General features: G+C 65.7%; 20 protein-coding genes. 13 read left to right on the top strand and 7 right to left on the bottom strand.

Annotated features, from left to right (window positions below):
* The first annotated feature begins 110 nt into the window (after positions 1-110).
* Positions 111-1,118: a Rieske 2Fe-2S domain-containing protein gene (locus CWS39_RS12345; protein ID WP_102143205.1), complete on the top strand. Its 1,008-nt coding sequence runs from the start codon at positions 111-113 to the stop codon at positions 1,116-1,118.
* 164 nt (positions 1,119-1,282) lie between these two features.
* Here the strand turns inward: CWS39_RS12345 and CWS39_RS12340 are convergent, their stop codons facing one another.
* Genes CWS39_RS12340 through CWS39_RS12330 form a run of 3 tightly spaced genes read right to left on the bottom strand, consistent with a single transcriptional unit; the run spans position 1,283 to position 3,920 of the window.
* Complete coding sequence (locus tag CWS39_RS12340; RefSeq protein ID WP_199178089.1) at positions 1,283-2,299, bottom strand: DUF2889 domain-containing protein; 1,017 nt, start codon at positions 2,297-2,299, stop codon at positions 1,283-1,285.
* 9 nt (positions 2,300-2,308) lie between these two features.
* On the bottom strand, positions 2,309-2,734 hold the full coding sequence (locus tag CWS39_RS12335) for a Zn-ribbon domain-containing OB-fold protein (RefSeq protein WP_102143204.1): 426 nt from the start codon (positions 2,732-2,734) through the stop codon (positions 2,309-2,311).
* 1 nt (position 2,735) lies between these two features.
* Complete coding sequence (locus tag CWS39_RS12330; protein WP_102143203.1) at positions 2,736-3,920, bottom strand: thiolase family protein; 1,185 nt, start codon at positions 3,918-3,920, stop codon at positions 2,736-2,738.
* A gap of 106 nt (positions 3,921-4,026) precedes the next feature.
* Here CWS39_RS12330 and CWS39_RS12325 point away from each other — a divergent pair, with 106 nt between their 5' ends.
* Genes CWS39_RS12325 through CWS39_RS12315 form a run of 3 tightly spaced genes read left to right on the top strand, consistent with a single transcriptional unit; the run spans position 4,027 to position 7,256 of the window.
* On the top strand, positions 4,027-4,485 hold the full coding sequence (locus tag CWS39_RS12325) for a MaoC family dehydratase (protein ID WP_102143202.1): 459 nt from the start codon (positions 4,027-4,029) through the stop codon (positions 4,483-4,485).
* 17 nt (positions 4,486-4,502) lie between these two features.
* Positions 4,503-5,696 carry a thiolase family protein gene (locus CWS39_RS12320; RefSeq protein ID WP_102143271.1) on the top strand — a complete coding sequence of 398 codons (1,194 nt, stop codon included), beginning with the start codon at positions 4,503-4,505 and terminating at the stop codon, positions 5,694-5,696.
* 6 nt (positions 5,697-5,702) lie between these two features.
* On the top strand, positions 5,703-7,256 hold the full coding sequence (locus CWS39_RS12315; protein ID WP_102143201.1) for a class I adenylate-forming enzyme family protein: 1,554 nt from the start codon (positions 5,703-5,705) through the stop codon (positions 7,254-7,256).
* Here the strand turns inward: CWS39_RS12315 and CWS39_RS12310 are convergent.
* Entirely contained in the window at positions 7,253-7,738 is a 486-nt protein-coding gene (locus tag CWS39_RS12310; protein WP_102143200.1) for a CAP domain-containing protein, read from the bottom strand. The genes CWS39_RS12315 and CWS39_RS12310 overlap by 4 nt on opposite strands.
* Before the next feature lie 51 nt (positions 7,739-7,789).
* Between CWS39_RS12310 and CWS39_RS12305 the strand changes: the two genes are divergently transcribed.
* Positions 7,790-8,149, top strand: a complete 360-nt coding sequence (locus CWS39_RS12305; RefSeq protein ID WP_102143199.1) for a DUF732 domain-containing protein — start codon at positions 7,790-7,792, stop codon at positions 8,147-8,149.
* On the opposite strand, the gene CWS39_RS12300 is transcribed toward CWS39_RS12305, so the two are convergent.
* Positions 8,128-9,393 (bottom strand): TetR/AcrR family transcriptional regulator, encoded by a 1,266-nt coding sequence (locus CWS39_RS12300; protein ID WP_255413008.1) that lies wholly within the window; start codon positions 9,391-9,393, stop codon positions 8,128-8,130. The two genes, CWS39_RS12305 and CWS39_RS12300, sit on opposite strands and share 22 nt — an antisense overlap.
* Before the next feature lie 14 nt (positions 9,394-9,407).
* Entirely contained in the window at positions 9,408-9,716 is a 309-nt protein-coding gene (locus tag CWS39_RS12295) for an acyl-CoA synthetase (RefSeq protein WP_102143197.1), read from the bottom strand.
* A gap of 100 nt (positions 9,717-9,816) precedes the next feature.
* Here CWS39_RS12295 and CWS39_RS12290 point away from each other — a divergent pair, with 100 nt between their 5' ends.
* The 5 genes from CWS39_RS12290 to CWS39_RS12270 all read left to right on the top strand — a co-directional run bounded on the left by CWS39_RS12290 (position 9,817) and on the right by CWS39_RS12270 (position 15,265).
* On the top strand, positions 9,817-10,995 hold the full coding sequence (locus CWS39_RS12290) for an amidohydrolase family protein (RefSeq protein WP_102143196.1): 1,179 nt from the start codon (positions 9,817-9,819) through the stop codon (positions 10,993-10,995).
* Between the two features lie 77 nt (positions 10,996-11,072).
* Positions 11,073-11,513: a lipoprotein LpqH gene (locus CWS39_RS30035; protein WP_255413006.1), complete on the top strand. Its 441-nt coding sequence runs from the start codon at positions 11,073-11,075 to the stop codon at positions 11,511-11,513.
* A 16-nt stretch (positions 11,514-11,529) separates the two neighbouring features.
* Positions 11,530-11,724, top strand: coding sequence for a ferredoxin (locus CWS39_RS12280; protein ID WP_011724409.1), 195 nt, complete (start codon positions 11,530-11,532; stop codon positions 11,722-11,724).
* Between the two features lie 77 nt (positions 11,725-11,801).
* Complete coding sequence (locus tag CWS39_RS12275; protein ID WP_102143195.1) at positions 11,802-14,096, top strand: acyl-CoA dehydrogenase family protein; 2,295 nt, start codon at positions 11,802-11,804, stop codon at positions 14,094-14,096.
* Positions 14,081-15,265: an acyl-CoA dehydrogenase family protein gene (locus CWS39_RS12270; protein WP_102143194.1), complete on the top strand. Its 1,185-nt coding sequence runs from the start codon at positions 14,081-14,083 to the stop codon at positions 15,263-15,265. The genes CWS39_RS12275 and CWS39_RS12270 overlap by 16 nt, the downstream gene beginning before the upstream one ends.
* A gap of 11 nt (positions 15,266-15,276) precedes the next feature.
* Here the strand turns inward: CWS39_RS12270 and CWS39_RS12265 are convergent, their stop codons facing one another.
* On the bottom strand, positions 15,277-16,266 hold the full coding sequence (locus CWS39_RS12265; RefSeq protein WP_102143193.1) for an acyl-CoA dehydrogenase family protein: 990 nt from the start codon (positions 16,264-16,266) through the stop codon (positions 15,277-15,279).
* Between the two features lie 93 nt (positions 16,267-16,359).
* Here CWS39_RS12265 and CWS39_RS12260 point away from each other — a divergent pair, with 93 nt between their 5' ends.
* From CWS39_RS12260 to CWS39_RS12250, 3 genes are read left to right on the top strand one after another with little or no spacing between them, the layout of a single operon-like run.
* Positions 16,360-17,916, top strand: coding sequence for a class I adenylate-forming enzyme family protein (locus CWS39_RS12260; protein ID WP_102143269.1), 1,557 nt, complete (start codon positions 16,360-16,362; stop codon positions 17,914-17,916).
* A complete protein-coding gene (locus CWS39_RS12255) occupies positions 17,913-18,725 on the top strand; it encodes a crotonase/enoyl-CoA hydratase family protein (RefSeq protein ID WP_102143192.1) in 813 nt (270 codons plus the stop codon). The genes CWS39_RS12260 and CWS39_RS12255 overlap by 4 nt, the downstream gene beginning before the upstream one ends.
* On the top strand, positions 18,725-19,582 hold the full coding sequence (locus CWS39_RS12250; RefSeq protein WP_102143191.1) for a mycofactocin-coupled SDR family oxidoreductase: 858 nt from the start codon (positions 18,725-18,727) through the stop codon (positions 19,580-19,582). Before CWS39_RS12255 ends, CWS39_RS12250 begins: the two co-directional genes overlap by 1 nt.
* Positions 19,583-19,586 lie beyond the last annotated feature (4 nt).

Genomic DNA, 19,586 nt, shown 5'->3' with positions numbered 1-19,586 from the left:
ATATTCCGGGAATACTGTTCCCAAATTAGCACGCGTATTGTGTGGGAACGCCATTCCCATTAGTGTGAGTGTCATGCGTTACAAGAAGTGCGCTACGTCAGGGAGTGAGTATGAAGGGCCTGCCCAGCATGCAGCCGACTGGATGGTTTCAAGTCGCATGGAGTGCCGATCTTGCCGATGGCGACGTCTTACCCCTTCGCTATTTCGGGGTCGAACTCGTCGCGTTTCGCGATCTGCAGGGGGCGGTCCACGTGCTCAACGCGCACTGCCAGCACCTGGGGGCCAACCTGTCCAGGGGCGGATGCGTCGTCGAGGACGGTATCCAGTGCCCCTTCCACGGCTGGGTGTGGAACGGGGAAGGACGTAACGTCCGCATTCCCTACGAGAGCCGTCCCAACCGGGGGCGCAAGGTGCGGTCCTGGCCGGTGACCGAACGCAATGAGTCCATCTACATCTGGCACGACGCGGCGCGTCGCCCGCCAATGTGGGAGGTGCCCGACGGGTTGCGGGTGCTTGGGGACCACATCCGCGATCGCGACTACATGCCCGTTGGGCCCGAAGCGCGCATCAAGTTCCCCGGCATCCATGTCCATCCTCAGGTGATCGCCGAGAATGCCGTCGACCCGCATCACTTCCGGTTCGTTCACAAGACGCCCGTCAGTCCCACCGTGCTGCGTGAGGACGTCGACGACGTGACCTGGTCGGCGAAGGTCGGCTTCGGCCGCAGGTGGAGCGACGGAGTCGACCAACCGGGAGAAACCAAGAACACGTTGGAGATCTATTGGTCTGGCATCGGCATTTCGTTCAACGGCGAGCACACCCGCGAGGGGTTCCGGGTCATCGCTATTTGCGCCACTCCGGTCGACGATACGACGTCAGACATCTTCTCCACCTACTGGATTGACGAGGCGAGCGGCAATTACGACGAACGTCTGAAAGCAGCGCAGACGGCATTGCCGGACGACATCGCGATCTGGGAACACCAGATCTACATGGATCCGCCGGGTCTGGCCACCTCGGAAGCCGCCGGCTTCAAGAAGTTACGTACCTGGGCGCGCAGCTTCTATCCCGACTCCGAGGCGGCCGCTTTCGAACCGGCGTCGGCAAGCGTCCATTGACCATTAGCGCAGAAAGGCATCATCTCGGACTGGATCGCTGCGCACATGGGTGCGCGAGTCGTCGACATTAAACGTCAAGCGCTGGGCTATTCCTGATCACGCCGACCATCGTGGTTCGGTTGGTCTTTGGGGAGCCCTCGGCCCTGGTGCCCTGAGGTCGGGAGCTAGTCGCCGCGCACCACATCGATCAGCGCCTCGGCGTCGGCGACGCTGCGCAGTAGATCGTTGAGGTGAGTGCACGTGCTGGTACCGGTCAGCTCCTGACGAACGCGGAAGTGCAACTCCGACAATGCCATTCCAGTAATCCTCGATGCACTGGCGACGGCGCCAGGGCACTCCCGCCATGGCAGAACCCGCGGCGTGGCCTCCGATGCGACGATGAACCCGCTGTCCGTGTCCACCGTCGCGGTCAACGTGTATTCGTGGATGATCGTCTCGGCACCGTCGGCGCGCACATATGTATCGCGGAACATGGCATCGATACCTGCATGAGTGGGTCCTGCGTCATAAACGTCCAGACGTCGCCGCCGGCGCATCGCGTGTAATGACAGCGGTGGCATCTGGTGCCAGGCGTACGGGTCATCGTCATCGTCGAGTTTCGGCGCGACCGGGCCGGTCACGACCGCAGGATCACCTCGCTCGAACGAAGTCATCAACATCCCGCCGCTCGCGAATCCCGCACACTGGTCGGCCACCGGCAGGTACCCCGACCTCGTGAACTCCCCGAGAACGCCGGAAGCCGACAGTGCATGCCCGGAGATCAGCGTCGCGACGGGCACGTCGTCAAGCAGGGTGTACCGGAGGTCACGCGCCGCCCGAAGCTCTGGTGCCGCCTTGTCGGCCGCGGCACGAAACCCGCTCATCGCCGGTGCGCCGCACAGGTGGGCGACCGTCTCTACCGGCGGCGTGACCTCGACATGCCGGACGACGCGAGCCACCATCTCGATGGTCGCCGATATGCCGGCCGTGGCGATCTCTGTTGCGGCTCCGTCGTAGGCGGTCCACAAGTCGCGTCCGCGTCCGTTGAGATACACCGGATCCAGCGACCCCACGTCGCGCGTCATGTCGATTGATGTCGTGCGGCGCACCGACCGCGGACGGCGCTTCGGTGTCGCGCTCGTGGGTTCGTGGATGCCGTGCAGCGGATGCAGCGCGAACTCCGGCATGCCCAGGTCGGTCACAGGCTGATGCTATGCGGGGCGGAACGCGTACGTGAGAAACGATTCGCCGGCTTCGGTTTCCAGCGTGGTGGTCGCTGACACCATCCGCTGGCCGATCTGCAGGTCGGCTGCGGCCGCGTCGATGATGAGCGACTCCACCAGTACGCCCTCGGCAAGCTCGATGTAGCCGACGATGTAGGGCCGGAATGTCTTGGGATCCCGGCTGCCCTTGTACGGCAGTGGGGGGGCAAACTCCTGCGTGGTGAACGTGTAAAGCGTTCCCTCCGTGGACAGCTCGATCGGTTCGATGTCTGACTGGATGTCCGGGCTTCCGTCAAATAGTTCCGGACGCTCCGCTGGGAACTTGACGACACCGGTGCTGCGCCGCCGAGACCCACGCAGCACCGCGCGGTCGCCGTCGACCCGGAAGAGTCCGTCCGCAATGAGGTTCGTCATCTCATGCCACCTCAATGACCATCGCCGCACCCATTCCGCCGCCTGCGCACATCGACAGCACGCCGATTCCGCCTCCGCGCCTGCGCAATTCGTAGATCGCCGAGGTGACCATGCGCGCGCCCGTGGCGGCGATCGGATGGCCCAGGCTGATACCGGAGCCATAGACGTTCACGATCTCCTCGTCGAGTCCGAGTTCTCGGGTGCACGCGACGGCTTGAGCGGCAAAGGCCTCGTTGATCTCGAACAGGGCGACGTCCTCGAGCTTGCGGCCTGCCAGCTCCAGCGCCTTCGGAATCGCCTTGATCGGTCCGCTGCCCGTGCGGGTCGGGTCGAGTCCGACCTGCGTCCAGGACAGCACGTGGGCCAACACGTTTTGCTTAGTGTCAGGCGATGCGAGTGCGACGACCGCCGCCGCATCGTTGATGCCCGACGAATTCCCGGCAGTCACGGTGAAGCCTTCGATCTCGGGATGCAGCACCTTCAGTCCGGCAAGCGATTCCATTGAACTGCCGCGCCGCGGATGCTCGTCTTCGGCGAACGTGATCGTCGACCCGTCGGCTTGAGGCACCTCGATGGGGATGATTTCGTCGGCGAACGACCCGGCGTCGATGGCCTTGATCGCACGCTGATGGCTTCGCAGTGCCCACTCGTCCTGATCCTCGCGGGTGATCCCGAACTGGATGTTGCAGTTGTGTGCGACGGTGATGGACATGTCCATCGCGGGCGCTTCTGCGGTCGGTGGATGCGATTCGGGGAACCACTGCACGTAGTCCTCGGCGGACTTACCGGAGGTGAACGGCTTTCTCTTTTGCATGATCGGCGCGGTCGATAGCGACTCCATCCCACCGGCCAGGATCGCGCGGCTCATCCCGGCGGCGATCTGCCCCGCGCCCACCGCGATGGCGGACAGACTCGACGCGCACTGGCGATTGACGGCGAGGCCGGGAACGTTGATCAGGCCGTTAGCCACCGCGATGTAGCGGGCACTGTCCCCGCCGCCCTGCATGCTCTCGGCCAGGACGAAGTCGTCGAAGTCGGCGCCGTCCAGGCCAGAGCGCTCGATGACGGCTGACACTACGGGTTTGGCCAGTTCGATGGCGGGCATGTTGGCCAGCGTGCCCTTACGCGCCGTGCCGATTGGTGTTCGGGCGGCGGCGACGATCGCTGCGCGGGACGTGGTGGGCATGTGTCTCCCAAGGTCGTCGGTTGTCGGGCCGGTTGCCCAGCGGGCTCGGTCAGTCTATACCGTTAAATAGATATCTGTATTTCGGGTGGCGACGACGGGAGCGCGAGTGAAGACGATCGGATCCATTGACGACGCGATCGCACTGATCGGCGCCGAACTCGGAGTCAGCCGCTGGGTCGACATCGACCAGAGCCGCATCGATGCCTTCGCCGACGTCACGATGGACCATCAGTGGATCCACGTCGACGTCGAGAAAGCCAAAGCCGAGAGCCCTTACGGCGCAACGATCGCGCACGGGTTCCTCACGCTGTCGCTCATCCCCGGGGTGAGCAAGGACAACTACCGCGTCGAGAACGCGAAGATGGGCATCAACTACGGCCTGAACAAGGTCCGCTTCCTGGCGCCGGTCACCGCGGGCAGCCGCATCCGGGTGCGATCCGAGCTCGCGGACGCCACCAAGGTCGCCGACGACACCGTCAACCTGACCGTCCGCCACACCGTGGAGATCGACGGCGTCGAGAAACCCGCCGCGGTCGCTGAACTCATCGCCAGGTTCGTGTTCTGATGGCTAACCTCACCAAGATGACCGGCGGTCCGTTCGACGGCAAGGCGATCCTGACGGGCGCCGGCAAGTCGCAGGTCGGCCGTCGGCTGGGCCGCACGGGTCTGGACCTGACGCTCGAAGCCGTGCTGCGCGCGATCGAAGACGCGGGCCTGGCCGTCGACGACGTCGACGGCATCGCCAGCTACCCCGGACCCGGCGTGCCCGACCCAGGCTTCTCCGGCGCCGCCGTCCAGGAAGTCCGCAACGCGCTTGGACTGAGCTGCCGGTGGTACGTCTCAGCGATGGAGACCGCCGGGCAGATCGGTCCGGTGATCGAAGCGTGCATGGCCGTCACCCTCGGGCTCGCCAACCATGTGGTGGTCTATCGCTCGGTGTGGGAGTCGACGGCGGCTGCGCAGTCCGGTGGTGGACGCGCATCGGTGCTCTTCACCGGTGGCAAACTGCCGCCCCATCTGGAGTGGGTGGCACCGTTCGGCGCGCTGTCGGCGGCGAACTGGCTGGCCATGCCCGCGCAGCGATACATGCACGACTTCGGGTTGACGCGTGAGCAGCTCGGTTGGATCGCGCTCAATGCGCGGCGCAACGCAGCGATGAACCCCGACGCCGTCTACCGCGAGCCGATGACCATGGACGATTACCTCGGGGCGCGCATGATTTCCGAGCCATTGTGCCTGTATGACTGCGACGTCCCGTGTGACGGCGCGACTGCGGTCATCGTGTCGCGCCGCGACGCCGCCAAGGGGCTGCCGCGTCATCCACTGACTGTCGAATCGGTCGGACCCGGGATGTTCGAACGCGCGACATGGGATCAGCGGTCGGACATCACCACGATGGCCGCCCACGATTCTGGGGCGACTCTTTGGCAAAACACTGCATTAACGCCTGCCGACGTCGACATGGCCCAGATCTACGACGGCTTCTCCTTCCTCACCGTGATGTGGCTCGAGGCCCTGGGCTTCTGCGAACACGGCAAGGTGGGCGAGTTCATCGAGGGCGGTGAACGGATCGCGCGCGACGGCGCGCTGCCGATCAACACCAGCGGTGGCCAACTGTCGGGCGGTCGGCTGCACGGCATGGGCTTCCTGCACGAAGCCTGCGTGCAGATGTGGGGGGAGGGTGGCGACCGCCAGGCGCCCAAGACACCCGAGGTGGTCGCCGTCGGGGTCGGCGGCGGGCCGGTGGCCGGGTCGATGCTGTTGAGCAGCAGGTAGCTTGCCGTGACCGCCGACGGACTCGACCTGACGCTCGGCGATGTCGTCACCGACAACGCGGTGCGTTTCGCCGACGTGCCCGCGTACAAGATGGGGTCTCGGCAGCTCACTCACGCGCAGCTGTATCACCGGGCGGTGCGACTGGTGTCGGCGATGGCGGCGGTGGGTGTGCGACGGCAGGACCGCATCGCTGTGCTGAGCCGCAACAGCGTCGAGTTCGGCGAGGTGATGGCGGCGACGCAACTGAGCGGCATCATCATGGCGACGGTCAACTTCCGGTTGGCGCCCGGTGAGATGCTCGACGTGCTCAAGCGAGTAAGTCCGTCGATCGTGTTCTGTTCCGACGAATTCGCTTCGGTGATAACAGAACTCGTGCCGAAACTGTCGACTGCGCCGCTGCTGGTGAACATCGGCGGGTCGGGGCGCACCGGAATGGTGGACTTCGAGGAGTTCGTGGCGGGCGGTGAGGGCGCACGGCTTGCGTTCGCAGCGCGACCCGACGATATCGCCTGCCTGCTGTTCACCAGTGGCACCACCGGCGCGTCGAAATGCTGCATCCTCGGGCAGCCGGAACTTCGACGGGTGGCGTTCACCATGAACGCCGAAATGCAGACGGGCAGCGCCGACCGCGGCTTGATCAACATGCCGATGTTTCACGTCGGGGCGATGGCGATCATCGGGGGATTGCACGCCCGGGGTGGCAGCGTGGTGTTGCAGCAGCAGTTCGATGCGGCCGAGGCCGTGCGGCTGATACCGCAAGAGCGAATCACGTTGGTGCACTTGGCGCCCGTGATGCTGCGGGCACTGCTCGACGAGGTAACGGATGCGCGGGCATTGGAGAGTCTGCGGACCGTCATCTACGCGGCCGCACCGATGACCATGAGTACCCTCAAGCGGGCGCTGGCGCTGATGCCGCAGGCAGGGTTCCTCAATCTCTACGGGCAGACCGAGGCGATCGTGTCGGGGTTGCCACGAGAGATGCACTCGGTGGATGGCGCAGATGCCTTGCGCTCCGTAGGCTTCCCGTTTCCCGGCGTGCGAGTACGGATCGTCTCCGACGACGACCGCGACGTGCCCCTCGGTGAACCCGGCGAGATCGCGGTGCGCTCGGACTCGCTGTTCCGCGGCTACTGGGACGATCCGGTCGCAACGCTGGCCACCCTGCGCGACGGCTGGTGTCACACCGGCGACATCGGGCGGTTCGACCACCGCGGGCTGCTGTACCTCGTGGACCGCAAGAAGAACGTGATCATCACCGGCGGGGAGAACGTGTACTCGCCGGAGGTGGAGGAGGTGCTCGGCGGCCTAGACGGCGTCGCGGCCTGCGCCGTCGTCGGCGCGCCTGACGAGAAATGGGGCGAGGCGGTCTGCGCTGTTGTGGTGCCGGCGGCGGGCGCGACCCTCACGCTTGAGGCGATCCAAGACTTCGTCCGGGCCAGGCTTGCGGGTTACAAGGTGCCGCGACGGCTCCTGGTCGTCGACGAGTTGCCGGTGCTGGTCAGCGGCAAGGTGGACAAGAAGCGCCTGCGCGCCGAAGTCGCAGCGGCGGCGGTCGATTAGCCGGGCTGGCCGTACACCGCGACCACCACGGAGCGGTCCAGGCTGTTCTCCGACCACACGCCTATCGCGGTGTTCGAGCAATCCTGCATGATCGCTCGCAGTGGCGGGTTGTGCCACCACTGGTTCAGGATCTCTATGCCGCTGATCGCCAGCGCCGGGTTGATCGCGACGGTTTCGGACACCTTGCCGACGAAGCCGGTGCGGTTCGCCCGGTCCTGCGGCGTGGAGCCGTCAGAACCGATATCGCCGTTCAGCGCCCGGTTATGGAGCACGTCGAGGGTGTGCAGGCGGGCCGCCTCCACGAGCCGGCCATCCAGCTGTGGCTCGCCGGGACAACCGTTCTGCGCCTGCGCGGTGTAGATGTTGACGAAAACGCTCTCGTTGAGACGCTTGTTGTCGGCATTCGCGAGCGGCACGGCTGATCCAGCCGCGAGCGCGACCACCAGGAACAACATCGCCACGACACGCCGACCGAATGTCATGCCCACATAGGCTACACGTCAATCAGATAAATGAATTACGCTTTCGGTTCTATGAGGACGAAGAGGTTCACCGTCTTGGCCTTTGCCCTGCTGGCGGGGGTGGGCGCAGCGGTCATGGGCACGCCGGCCGCGTCCGCAGACGCGGTTGCCTATCTGATCAATGTGACAGTGCGGCCGGGATACAACTTCGCCAACGCCGACCACGCCCTCGCCTACGGCCGTGGCATTTGCGACAAGATTGCCCAGGGCAGGCCGTACGCGCAGCTGGTTGTTGACATCAAAACCGACTTCCGTACCAACGACGAGTTCCAGGCCTCCTACCTGATCAGCCAGGCCGCCAACGAACTATGCCCGGCGCAGATTTGGCAGTTGCGCAGATCCGCCGCGGGTTACGTGGCGGCGCCAGGCTGACCAAGTAGCGACCGGCACAACAAAGCGACGATGACTTCCGCGGCGTGGAGGTCGCCGTCCCCCGCCGCGGTGGGCTCGGTCATCCGCCCGAGCGTGGCCAGTACCACGGCCGCCGCCGTCGCGGAATCCATCCCCTCGGGCAGGCTCGAGGTGCTCAGTAATGCGGACACTGCGTCGTGCATCGCAGCGACGCCGTCGGTGGCGCCCGCATCAGGCAGTCGCTCGGCGACAGTACCGTCGAACCAGGCGCGAATGACGCCGCTGTAGGCACGGTGGAAGCGGACGTAGTCAAGCGTCCAGTGCGAAAACGCCTCGATGTCAACTGTTTCGGCCGCCAGCCGCTTCAAGGCGGCGGCGTGGTGTTCGATCTCGCGTACGGCCGTGCGGGTCAGCTCGGCGAAGATCAGGTCCTTGGTGCTGAAGTGCCGGTACAGGGTCGCGCGACTGACGTCCGCGGCCGCGGCGATCTCCTCCATCCGGACCGCGTAATAGCCGCGCTCTGCGAACAGTGCAGAACTGGCCCGCAGCACATCCTGTCGGATGGGAGAGATTGTCTCTTCGGCCGCCGCACGAGGGGCGGTTGCAGTCGGTCCCGGCGCGATGGTCACGGAGGTCGTGCTGTGCTCCGCATCGGGAAAGAGCATGGCCTGCAGAGCGATCGCCAGAGAGTTGGAAACGGTTGCACGCGAAGGCAATCCGTACATGCCGCGGTAGCGGTACAGGTTGATCATGTGGGGGAGACGCATGAGCGCCGCCGCGGCGTCGTCAAGTTCCAACCCGTGCAACGGCGCCGAGCGCAGCCGTTCGGTGATCCGCTGCCTGAACTTTTCCGGCACCGATTGGGAGTCGACGACCGTCAGGCCCATCACCGTGCCGATGCCGGGGTATTCGGCGAACACCGCCGCGTGTGCGTCGTAAATATCGGCCCAGCCGTGCATCCACGTCGTGAGGTTGGCAAGTCCGTCTGCGGTGGGTTTCAGTGGGCCCAGGCTCTCGGCGTGTTCGAGCACGGCTCGTGCGGAATCGCGGGCCAGCTCACCGAAGATCGCTTCCTTGTCCGCGAAGTACTGATAGACCGTCGCGCGCGACGCGCCTGTCGCCGCCGCGATCATGTCGATCGACGCGCCGTGAAAACCGTTCTGCAGGAAGACTTCCGCTGCGCATCGGAGTATCCGGTCGCGGGTGTGCATGCCCCGCCGGCCAACGGCGGCGTTGGTTGGGGGCGCATAGCCCGCCCGCCGCATCTTGTTGGCGGCGGTCATTCGATGGCAGGTGACGTCGGCAGGTTGCGCTTGGCTTTACCCGGGTAGCCGAAGAACTTCTCGAAGTTGGCATCGTTGATGGGCTGTGCCGAATTTCGGTCAGCGGCCGCGCGCAGCGCCTCAAGCCGAGCCCGCGCCTTCTCGAGGTCCGCGGTCTCGCCGGCGTCCTGAAGCCGCGCGACGTCGTCGCGGGCAGCCGCGATTTCGAGACGCAGCCGCTCCCCGGCTTCACCGAACGTGAGCAGGTCGTGGTCGTCTTCGTCGAGCTTTTCGCGCTCCCGGGACGGCCGCTGTGTTTCCGGCATGGTCCACCTCTCACCTCTGGACTTTTGTGACCTCCATCATATACCGTCGTGAGACGAATTGTCAGAAATCAAGACGACATGTCAGAAAATGGGAGCAGCTATGCCACTCCAAGACCATCACCAGATCGTGTCGGTCGACGACCATCTCGTCGAACATCCTCGGGTGTGGCAGGACCGCCTGCCCGAGAAATTTCGTGAGGAGGGCCCGCGGATCGTCGAGATGGACGGCAAGCATTTGTGGAGCTACGACGGCCAGATCTTTCCGACCATCGGCCTGAATGCCGTTGCGGGGAAGCCGCCGGAGGAGTGGGGTATGGATCCGGTCCGATACGAGGACATGATTCCCGGCTGCTACGACCCGGTCGCCCGCGTAGCCGACATGGACCTGGACGGCGTGCAGGCAGCGCTGTGCTTTCCGTCGTTCCCGGGTTTCGGCGGCGGCACATTTCACCGCGCCAAGGACAAGGAATTGGCGCTGCTGTGTGTGAAGGCGTGGAACGATTTTTACATCGACGAGTGGTGCGCGACTGCACCTGATCGCTATATCCCGCTGGCGATCCTGCCGACATGGGATATCGCGGCCTGTGTCGAGGAGGCGGAACGCGTCGCCGCCAAGGGCGCGCGCACGGTGTCATTCCCGGACAGCCCTGTGCCACTGGGGTTGCCGTCGTTTCATTCCGACCATTGGGATCCGTTGTGGCGCGTCTGCTCGGACGCCCACATGCCGCTGTCTCTTCATTTCGGTTCGGGCTCATACGTTCCAGGCTTCTCGTTCTCATCCATGGCGCCGGTTGCGGGTCAGATGCAGATGCCGGACGCACCGTTCGCCGTTGCCATCACGCTGTTTTCGTCGAACTTGATGTGGTCGACGGTCGACCTGCTGTTCTCCGGAAAACTGCAGCAGTTCCCTGATCTGCAGATCTCGCTTGCCGAGGGTGGCATCGGCTGGGTGCCCTACATACTCGAGCGGTCCGACTACGTGTGGGAGCGGCACCGCTACTACCAGCCAATCGACTTCGATGCCCGGCCATCGGATCTCTTCCGGAAGCACTTTTGGGGCTGCTTCATCGACGATGAACACGGCCTGAAGAACCGCCACGAGATCGGCATCGACCGCATCACGCTGGAGATCGACTTCCCGCACAGCGATTCCAACTGGCCGAACTCTCGCAAGCGCGCGGCAGAGGTGCTTGCCGACGTGCCCGATGACGAGTGCTCGCTGATAGTCGAGGAGAACGCACGCAGGATGCTCAACTTCCCGCGCTTGACCGCAGCCTGACCGGGGGTGTCGAATAGGGAAAATGTTTAGCGGATTACCCGCTGACGCCGACCAGCAGTGGGGAATTGAGGTGGTTCGTGGACAGCCGATTCGCTGCAGGCGCCGCCGCGTTGTTGGTTGTTGGCGCTGTCGCTTCGTGCTCGGACCCGGAACCCGCTGCGCGGCCGGCCGGCGGCCTGCCCGCAGGCACCGCAGAAGTCAGCATCGGGGGCGCAGGTCCGGGCACGACGAACGCAGTGAGCTGCACGACCACGGGAACCCTGACGACAATCAACACCGGTGACGAGAATTCAGGCACGACTTCGTCGATCGACAGCACGGAAGGCCTGACGCTGCAGTACACCGAAATAACCAACGTCGGGGGTTTCACCGGCAGCTACTGGGCGGACCTGGGTCCGGCGGCTGAGGTTGAGATGACGGCTGGGACATACCTGATGACCGGCAGCGCAACGGGATTCAAAATCGACAACCCCAGCGCGCGCACCTCCGAGACGTTCTCGATACGAGTGGCCTGCTAACTCGAAAGGATTGACGATGAAAGTTCGCCTCGAACAATCGAAGTGCGTCGGTCACGCACAGTGCTACGCCGTCGATCCGGACTTGTTCCCGATCGATGATTCCGGCTACAGCATCCTCGAGGCTCATGAGGTCAAGCCGGGAGACGAGCAGAAGACGCGCGACGGCGTCGCCGCCTGCCCGGAGTTGGCGCTCATCCTCGAAGAGGATTGAGCGGCGCACTTGCCAAGTGCCGGCCCGACAGGCGAGACTGCTCACATAAGTAACCAAGTTAACTTTGTGGGGTGCAGATGTCGTCTGCCGATTGGCGGTCCCGGCTCGAGCGACTGCTAGCCGAGCACCAGCGTGAACAAGCCGCCTTAAGCGCCAAGCCCGACCGCATCGAGGCCGCCCGCGCGTGGCACGCAAAGCTCGTCGACAACGGCCTGGCCGCGCCGGGCTGGCCGAAATCCGTCGGCGGCCTGGAGTTGTCGCTCGAAGACCAGCTCGACTACTACCGGATGACCACTGCCGCCGGGGCGCCGCCGCACCCGTGCCCGCTGTCGTTCATCCTCGCTCCCACGCTGATCCAGCACGGCACCGACGAGCAGAAGAAGCGGTTCCTGACGCCGCTGCTGCGCGCGGACGAGTTCTGGTGTCAGGGTTTCTCGGAGCCAGGCGCGGGAAGTGACCTCGCCTCGCTGTCCACTCGCGCCGTCCGTGACGGTGACGTGTACCGGGTCACCGGGCAGAAGGTGTGGACGTCGATGGCCGACCGGGCCGACTGGATGTTCGCGCTGGTGCGCACGGGTCCGCCCGGGCGCTCGACAGAGGGCATCACGTACCTATTGATCCCGATGGACAGTGCGGGCATCACCGTTCGGCCGCTGCGCGATATCAGCGGCGCGGCGCATTTCGCCGAGGTGTTCCTCGACGACGTCGAGGTGGCCGTCGAGAACCGCGTCGGCGCCGAAGGGCAGGGCTGGTCCATCATGCGTACCTCGCTCGGCCACGAGCGGGCCACCGCGTTCCTGGCCGACGAGTTCAAGTACCGCAAGACCGCCGACAAGGTCATCGAGCTCGTGGCGTCGCGGCAGTTGGGTTCCGATCCGCAGGTGCGCCAGGACATCGCCCGGCTCGAGTCGGGCGTGCGCACCATCGCGGCAAACAGCGCCCGCGCACTGGCCGCTGTGCTTCGCGGCGAGGATCCCGGCGGCGTGGCGTCGGTGAACCGCCTGGTGAAGTCGGAGTTCGAACAGCACATGCATGCACTCGCGCTGCGTGCCGCCGGACCGCACGCGGCGCTGGGCAGTCGGGCCCCCGGCGCAATCGACAAGGGCCGCTGGACATTCGGGTACCTGATGAGTCGCGCCACCACCATCGGCGCGGGCACCGCGGAGATTCAGCGCAACACGATCGCCGAATCGGTGCTCGGGCTGCCGTCGCACCGTGGCGAGGGCCGGCGAGCCGCGGCGGTGGTCCCCGGTGCGCCGCTTGCCGTCGCCGAGGCGGACGAGCGTGAACTGCGCGAGGTGCTGGCTCGGGCACTGCAAGCGCGGGTGGATGTCGAGGCCCTGCTCGACCTGAAACGACCGCACGATGCCACCGACGGCGCCGTGTGGTCGGCGCTCGTCGAGTTCGGCCTGCCCGGCCTGGCCGTCGACGAGGCGCTCGGCGGCGGCGGTGCGCCAAGGCGCTTGCTCTGCGCGGCGATCGAGGAGGCGGGTAAGGCGCTCGCCGCGGTCCCGCTCGTTCCCACGGTGACGGCGCTCGATGTCGCGGTCGCGGTTGGCGCGAAGGGGGTGGCCCAGCGAATCGCGGCAGGCGCGCCCGCGGCGTTCGCGGTTCCGTTGCACGACTCCGGTTGGCTGACAACGGGTTTGGAGCTTCCCGGCTGGGACGGGAAGCAGTTGACCGGTGTGGTGCCGATCGTCGCAGGCGCGCCGACGGCGGAGGTGTTGTTGGTGCTGGCGCGGGCTACCGGAGGCGACGGCGAGGTGCTTGTCGAGGTCGACCCGGGCGCCGACGGCGTCGACGTAAAGGCTCATCAGCCACTCGATCTCACCGCGACCGTCGGCGCGTTGACGCTGAACGGCGCTGCCGGGCACGTGCTGTCGGACGGCGCCGACTTGCGGCACGGGTTGCGCGTCGCCCGCGGCCACACTCTGCTTGCGGTGGCGGCGGATTCGGTCGGTGTGGGTTCGCGTGCGTTGGCGATGTCGGTGGAATGGGCCGGTGAGCGGGAGCAATTCGGTCGCCCGATCGGCAGCTTCCAGGCGGTCTCGCATCGCTGCGCGGACATCCTGGTGGCCTTGGAAGGTGCCCGCAGTCTGCTCGTGGCTGCCACCGACGCACAGACGGAAGCCGACGACGATGAGACGGAATACCTCGTCGAGTTGGCCGCAGCCGCCGCGTTCGATGCAGCGGTGGCCGCCACCGAAGGTGCTCTGCAGCTCCACGGAGGCATCGGCTTTACCTGGGAGCACCCGGTGCATCTGCTGTTGCGGCGGGCGAAGGCCAACGCGGTGTTGGTCGGGCGCGCGGAGGCATTGCGGGACCGCGCGGCGGGCGCCGTATTAGGAGGGCGACAATGGAATACGGCATGAGCCCTGAGTTGGCGGCGTTCCGCGCCGAGGTGCGGGCGTTCATCGCCGAGCACGCCCCGGCGATTCCGCCCCGGGCGGGGGTGCGCAGCGCCGAGAACGACGCCGAGTTCAACGCATTGCAGGAGTGGACAGGTCGTCTGTACGAGGCGGGGTACGTCGGAGCGGACTGGCCCGTGGAATTCGGAGGCCGTGACGACTTCACGCCCGAACACTCGATCATTGTGGGGGAGGAGCTCGCTCGCGCGCAGGCGCCTGGGGCGCAGAGCGGTAGCGTGCTCGCGTCGCACGCGCTGATCCATTACGGCACAGACGAACAGCGTCGACGCCATCTCCCCAAGATTCGCGCGGGCCGTGAACTGTGGTGCCAGCTGTTCAGCGAGCCGGGGGCGGGCAGTGACCTGGCGTCGCTGCGCACTCGCGCCGTCCGCAACGGCGACACCTACACAATCGACGGCCAGAAGGTGTGGACGACCGACGGGCACTGGGCGCGATACGGTTATCTGCTGGCACGCACCGACCCAGATGCGCCGAAGCACAAGGGCATTAGCGCGTTCATCCTCGACATGTCCGCGCCCGGGGTGAGTGTGCGACCACTACGTGAGCTGACCGGCACCTCCGATTTCAACGAGGTGTTCTTCGACGGTGTCGAGGTGCCGGCCGACGCGATGATCGGCGAGCCCGGCCAGGGTTGGGCGATCGCGAACGCCACGCTCGCCCATGAGCGCACCAATGTGGGTGGAATCGTGGTGAAGCTGCGGCTGGCGATCGATGCCTTGATTGATCTCGCCCGTCGGGTCACCATCGACGGCCGCCCCGCTATCGACAGCGATCGGGTCCGCGACCGGATCGGCCAGTTCAGCGCCGAGGTGGAGGCGTTGTCGGCGTTGACGTATGCCAACTTGACCCGCTGGCTTCGCGGCCGCGAACGCATGCACGACGCGGCGATGGGCAAGCTGATTTTCAGCGAAATCAACTTGGAGATGGCGGCTTTCGCGGTCGAGTTGGCCGGTGAGGATGGTGTGCTCATCGAAGGTGACGACAACGTCCTCGACCACGGCCGCTGGCAGGACGAGTGGTTATATGCCCGCGCCTACACCATCGCGGGCGGCAGTTCGGAAATCATGCGTAACCTCATCGCCGAACGCGGGCTTGGCCTGCCACGCAAGTGACTGCGCTCGCGCTAGACCGGTACCAGAGCGGCGCGGTGCTCGGCAACGGTTCCGTCGACGGCTTCGTCGACCTTGATGCGGCGCAGGAACAGATGCAGGTCGTGCTCCCAGGTGAACCCGATTCCGCCATGCACCTGCAGCGCGGTGCTTGCGACCCGGCTGGCCGCGGACTTCGCGTAAGCCACTGCGGCCGACGCCACACGCGAGCGGTGCTCCGCCGGCGCTTCGTCGAGCGCGACCGCCGCCGCCCACAAGGCCGTGCGACCAGCCTCCACACCGACGGCCATGTCCGCGCAATGGTGCTTCACGGCCTGGAAAGATCCGATTGGCGCACCGAACTGTTCACGTTGTTTCGCGTAAGTGACCGTCATCTCGAGCAGTCGTGCCGCACCGCCGAGCGCGTCGAACGCGCGGTGTACCGCCAACGCGTCGCGCACGTGTTGCAGAGTTCCGGTTGGCAGCGCCTTCCAGTCGAGCACCGACGCGTCGAGGTCCAGCCGCGCCCACGACCGGGTCAGGTCCAGCGTCGTCATTGTCACAAGCTTCGGGTCACGCCCAAGCGCCACGAATTCACCGTCGGCGGTTCGCCTCACGACCGCGAAAACATCCATATCGGCGGCCATCGGGACGGGGCACGAGACCTGATCGGCTGCGCGGGCCACACCGACGAGCAGCTCGCCCTCGGCAGCCCCGGCCGCTTCCGGCCTGCCCGCGCGCTCCAGCAGCCAGGCGCCGATCGTCAGATCCGCCAACGGCAACGAGCTTGCTGCGTATCCGTGCGCCTCGCTGCACACCGCCAGATCGACGTATGTGCCGCCGACGTCCGTTGTCAGAAGCGCCAACAGTCCCGACTCCGCCGCATGGGCGACGGCGGCGGGATCGACGCTGGTCGGTGCCGTGTCGACGGACTGTCGCAGGCGCGCGATCGGATCGTTTCGGTCCAGCCATGCCCGCTCGGCGTCGGCGAGTTGTTCCTGTTCGCCGGTCAAGCCGAAGTCCATCCGCAGCCCCTTTCAGAAGGTTGACCTAGTAAACCATGTCTGTATACATTTAACTAGATGGCGCATGCGGCGCCGAGTCTGCAGAAAGTGACGATGACGAGCATCCAAGAGGCGCTGGGCCGGTTGTGGCGTGCCGACGATGACGCTCGGATGCTCCAGTGCGACGGGCAGTGGGCGACGTGGGGTCAGGTTCGGGCTTTGACCGAACAGATCAACCGCGAGCTGTCCGCGGTGGGGTGCGGACCGGGCGGTCGTGTCGCCGTGGTGCTCGGTAACCGCATGGAATCGGTGGCGGCGCTGATCGCGATATTCCGCGCTGAGCGCACGCTGGTCACGATCAGCCCGCTGCAGCCCGCCGAGCGCTTGAGCGCCGACCTCGTCGCATCCAGCGCTGACTACGTCCTGGCGCCGCAACATCTATGGAGCGAACAGGTATTCGCCGACGCGGTCGCCGAACTCGGGGCCGACGCGTTCAGCGTCGACGGAGGTGAGGTCGTCGCCCGTGCCGCTGCGACCCGCGAACCCCGGGACGGCAATCCGGGCATCGCCATCGAGATGCTGACCTCGGGGACTACCGGGCCCGCCAAGCGTGTTCCGTTGGGGCGCAAGCAACTAGAAGTGTCGCTGTCGGCAGCCCTGCGTCACAACAACCGACCTCAGGTCCGTGACAAGCCGCCGCTCGCGGGCGCGGTCGGCATGGTGACGCTTCCGATCGTGCACATCGGTGGCCTGTGGTCGCTACTGCAGGCGCTGGTTGCCGCCCGCCCCATCGTGATGCTGGAGCGGTTCTCGTTGGCCGGCTGGCACAGCGCGATCAAGGAGCACAAGCCGATCCTGGTCGGTTTACCGCCGCCGGCCATTCGCGAGGTACTGAACTCCGACATCCCGCGTGAGGACCTGGCCAGCGTGCGCGCCATCAATACCGGTACCGCGCCGGTCGATCCGGAAATGGTGGACGCCTTCGTGGAGCGCTACGGCATTCCGATCCTCATCACCTACGGCGCCACAGAATTCGCCGGCGCGGTCGCCGGATGGACATTGAAGGACTTCAATGCGTCGTGGACCGAGAAGAGGGGCAGCGTGGGTCGCCCGTTTCCCGGCGTGCGGCTGCAGGTGATCGGCGAGGACGGCACCGTGTTGCCCCCCGGTCAGTCCGGACGGCTGCAGGTGGCCTCTGCCCAGGTGGGCAACTCCGCCGAGCGCTGGGTCACCACAAGCGATCTCGCACACATCGACGAAGACGGGTACCTCTACATCGACGGCCGTGCCGACGACGTCATTGTCCGGGGCGGGTTCAAAGTGGCACCCGAAGCCGTCGCGGACGCGCTGCGCACACATCCTGCTGTCGCCGACGCCGCGGTGGCCGGAGTCGACGATGCGCGGCTGGGCCAGCTTCCGTTGGCAGCCGTCGAAGTCCGCAACGGCGCGCATGTCAGCGAAGAAGAGCTGCGAGCGCACTGCCGGCTACTGCTGACGCCGTACGAGGTCCCAGCACGGGTGTTTGTCGTCGACGAGCTGCCGCGAGGCGCTGCGCTGAAGGTCGACCGCCGCCGGCTGGTAGCAACGTTCCAAAAACTTCGCGGCGAGCGGCCGCGGGAAGACGCGCATGCGCGAGCGAAATCCGCCGAAAAACTAGGGAGGGAATCATGACTCAGGTTGACAGCGACACGGTCAAAGAGACGGCCGCGCTCGTCGAGCGTCGTGGCAACGTCATGGTCATCACGATCAACCGGCCCGAAGCACGCAACGCCGTCAACGCGGCGGTCAGCACCGCGGTTGGTGATGCCCTGGAGCAGGCGCAAGAGGATCCCGAAGTCCGCGCGGTGGTGATCACCGGCGCGGGAGACAAATCTTTCTGCGCCGGAGCGGATCTCAAGGCGATCTCGCGTGGTGAGAACCTGTTTCACCCGGATCACAGTGAGTGGGGCTTCGCTGGATATGTGCGCCATTTCATCGACAAGCCGACCATCGCTGCCGTCAACGGCACGGCGCTGGGCGGTGGCAGCGAACTCGCGTTGGCCAGCGACCTCGTCGTCGCCGAAGAGCGCGCCAGTTTCGGTCTTCCTGAGGTCAAGCGCGGACTGATCGCCGGCGCGGGTGGTGTGTTCCGCATCGTGGAACAGCTGCCCCGCAAGGTGGCGATGGAGCTGGTCTTCACCGGTGAGCCGATGTCGGCCGCGGAGGCGCTGAAGTGGGGCCTGATCAACCAGGTGGTGCCCGACGGCGCCGTCGTCGACGCGGCATTAGCTCTGGCACAACGGATCACCGTCAATGCGCCGCTGGCGGTTCAGGCCAGCAAGCGGGTCGCCTATGGCGCCGACGGCGGTGCGATACCGGCCGAGAATCCGTCCTGGGAGCGAACCGCGCGAGAGTTCGGCGTGCTGCTCGAATCCGAGGACGCCAAGGAAGGGCCGCTGGCCTTCGCCGAGAAGCGCCAGCCGAATTGGAAGGCACGATAATGGGACGCGTACAGGACAAAGTCGTTCTGGTGACCGGCGGTGCCCGCGGTCAGGGCCGCAGCCACGCGGTCAAACTGGCCGAAGAGGGCGCCGACATCATCCTCTTCGACATCTGTCACGACATCGAGACCAACAAGTACCCGTTGGCCACACCGCGCGACCTTGAGGAAGCCGGTCTGGAGGTCGAGAAGACCGGTAGACGCGCATACACCGCGCAGGTTGACGTCCGTGACAAAGAGAGACTGACCCGTGAACTCGCCAATGCGATAGCCGAATTCGGTGGACGGTTGGATGTCGTCGTGGCCAACGCCGGTATATGCCCGCTGGGCGGCGATCTGCCGATCACCGCGTTCGCCGATGCATTCGATGTCGATTTCGTCGGCGTGGTCAACACGGTGCATGCCGCGCTGCCGTATCTCAAGAGCGGCGCGTCGATCATCACGACGGGATCCATCGCGGGCATGATCGCGGCGACGCAGGCGGCGAGCGCCGGAGTCGGGCCGACCGGCCCCGGCGGCATGGGCTACAACCTCGCCAAGTCGTTCGTGGATCAGTACACCAAGGCGCTGGCGCTGCAATTGGCGCCACTTTCCATCCGCGCCAATGCCGTTCACCCGACCAACGTCAACACACCGATGCTGCAGAGCGAGCCGATGTATCGCGTCTTCCGGCCGGATCTGGAGAATCCCACCGCAGAGGACGCCCTGTTGGCATTCCCGGCGATGCAGCCAATGCCGATCCCGTACATAGAGCCCGAGGACGTGTCGAACGTCGTCTGTTTCTTGGCGTCCGACGAGTCCCGCTACGTCACCGGGCTGCAGTTCAAGGTGGACGCCGGCGCAATGCTGCAATTCTAGGAGG

The sequence above is a fragment of the Mycobacterium hubeiense genome (assembly GCF_002838065.1).
In the GTDB taxonomy this organism is placed as follows: domain Bacteria; phylum Actinomycetota; class Actinomycetes; order Mycobacteriales; family Mycobacteriaceae; genus Mycobacterium; species Mycobacterium hubeiense.
Note: the sequence above shows the minus strand (reverse complement) of the source record. Positions and strands in the feature narration are given on the sequence as shown.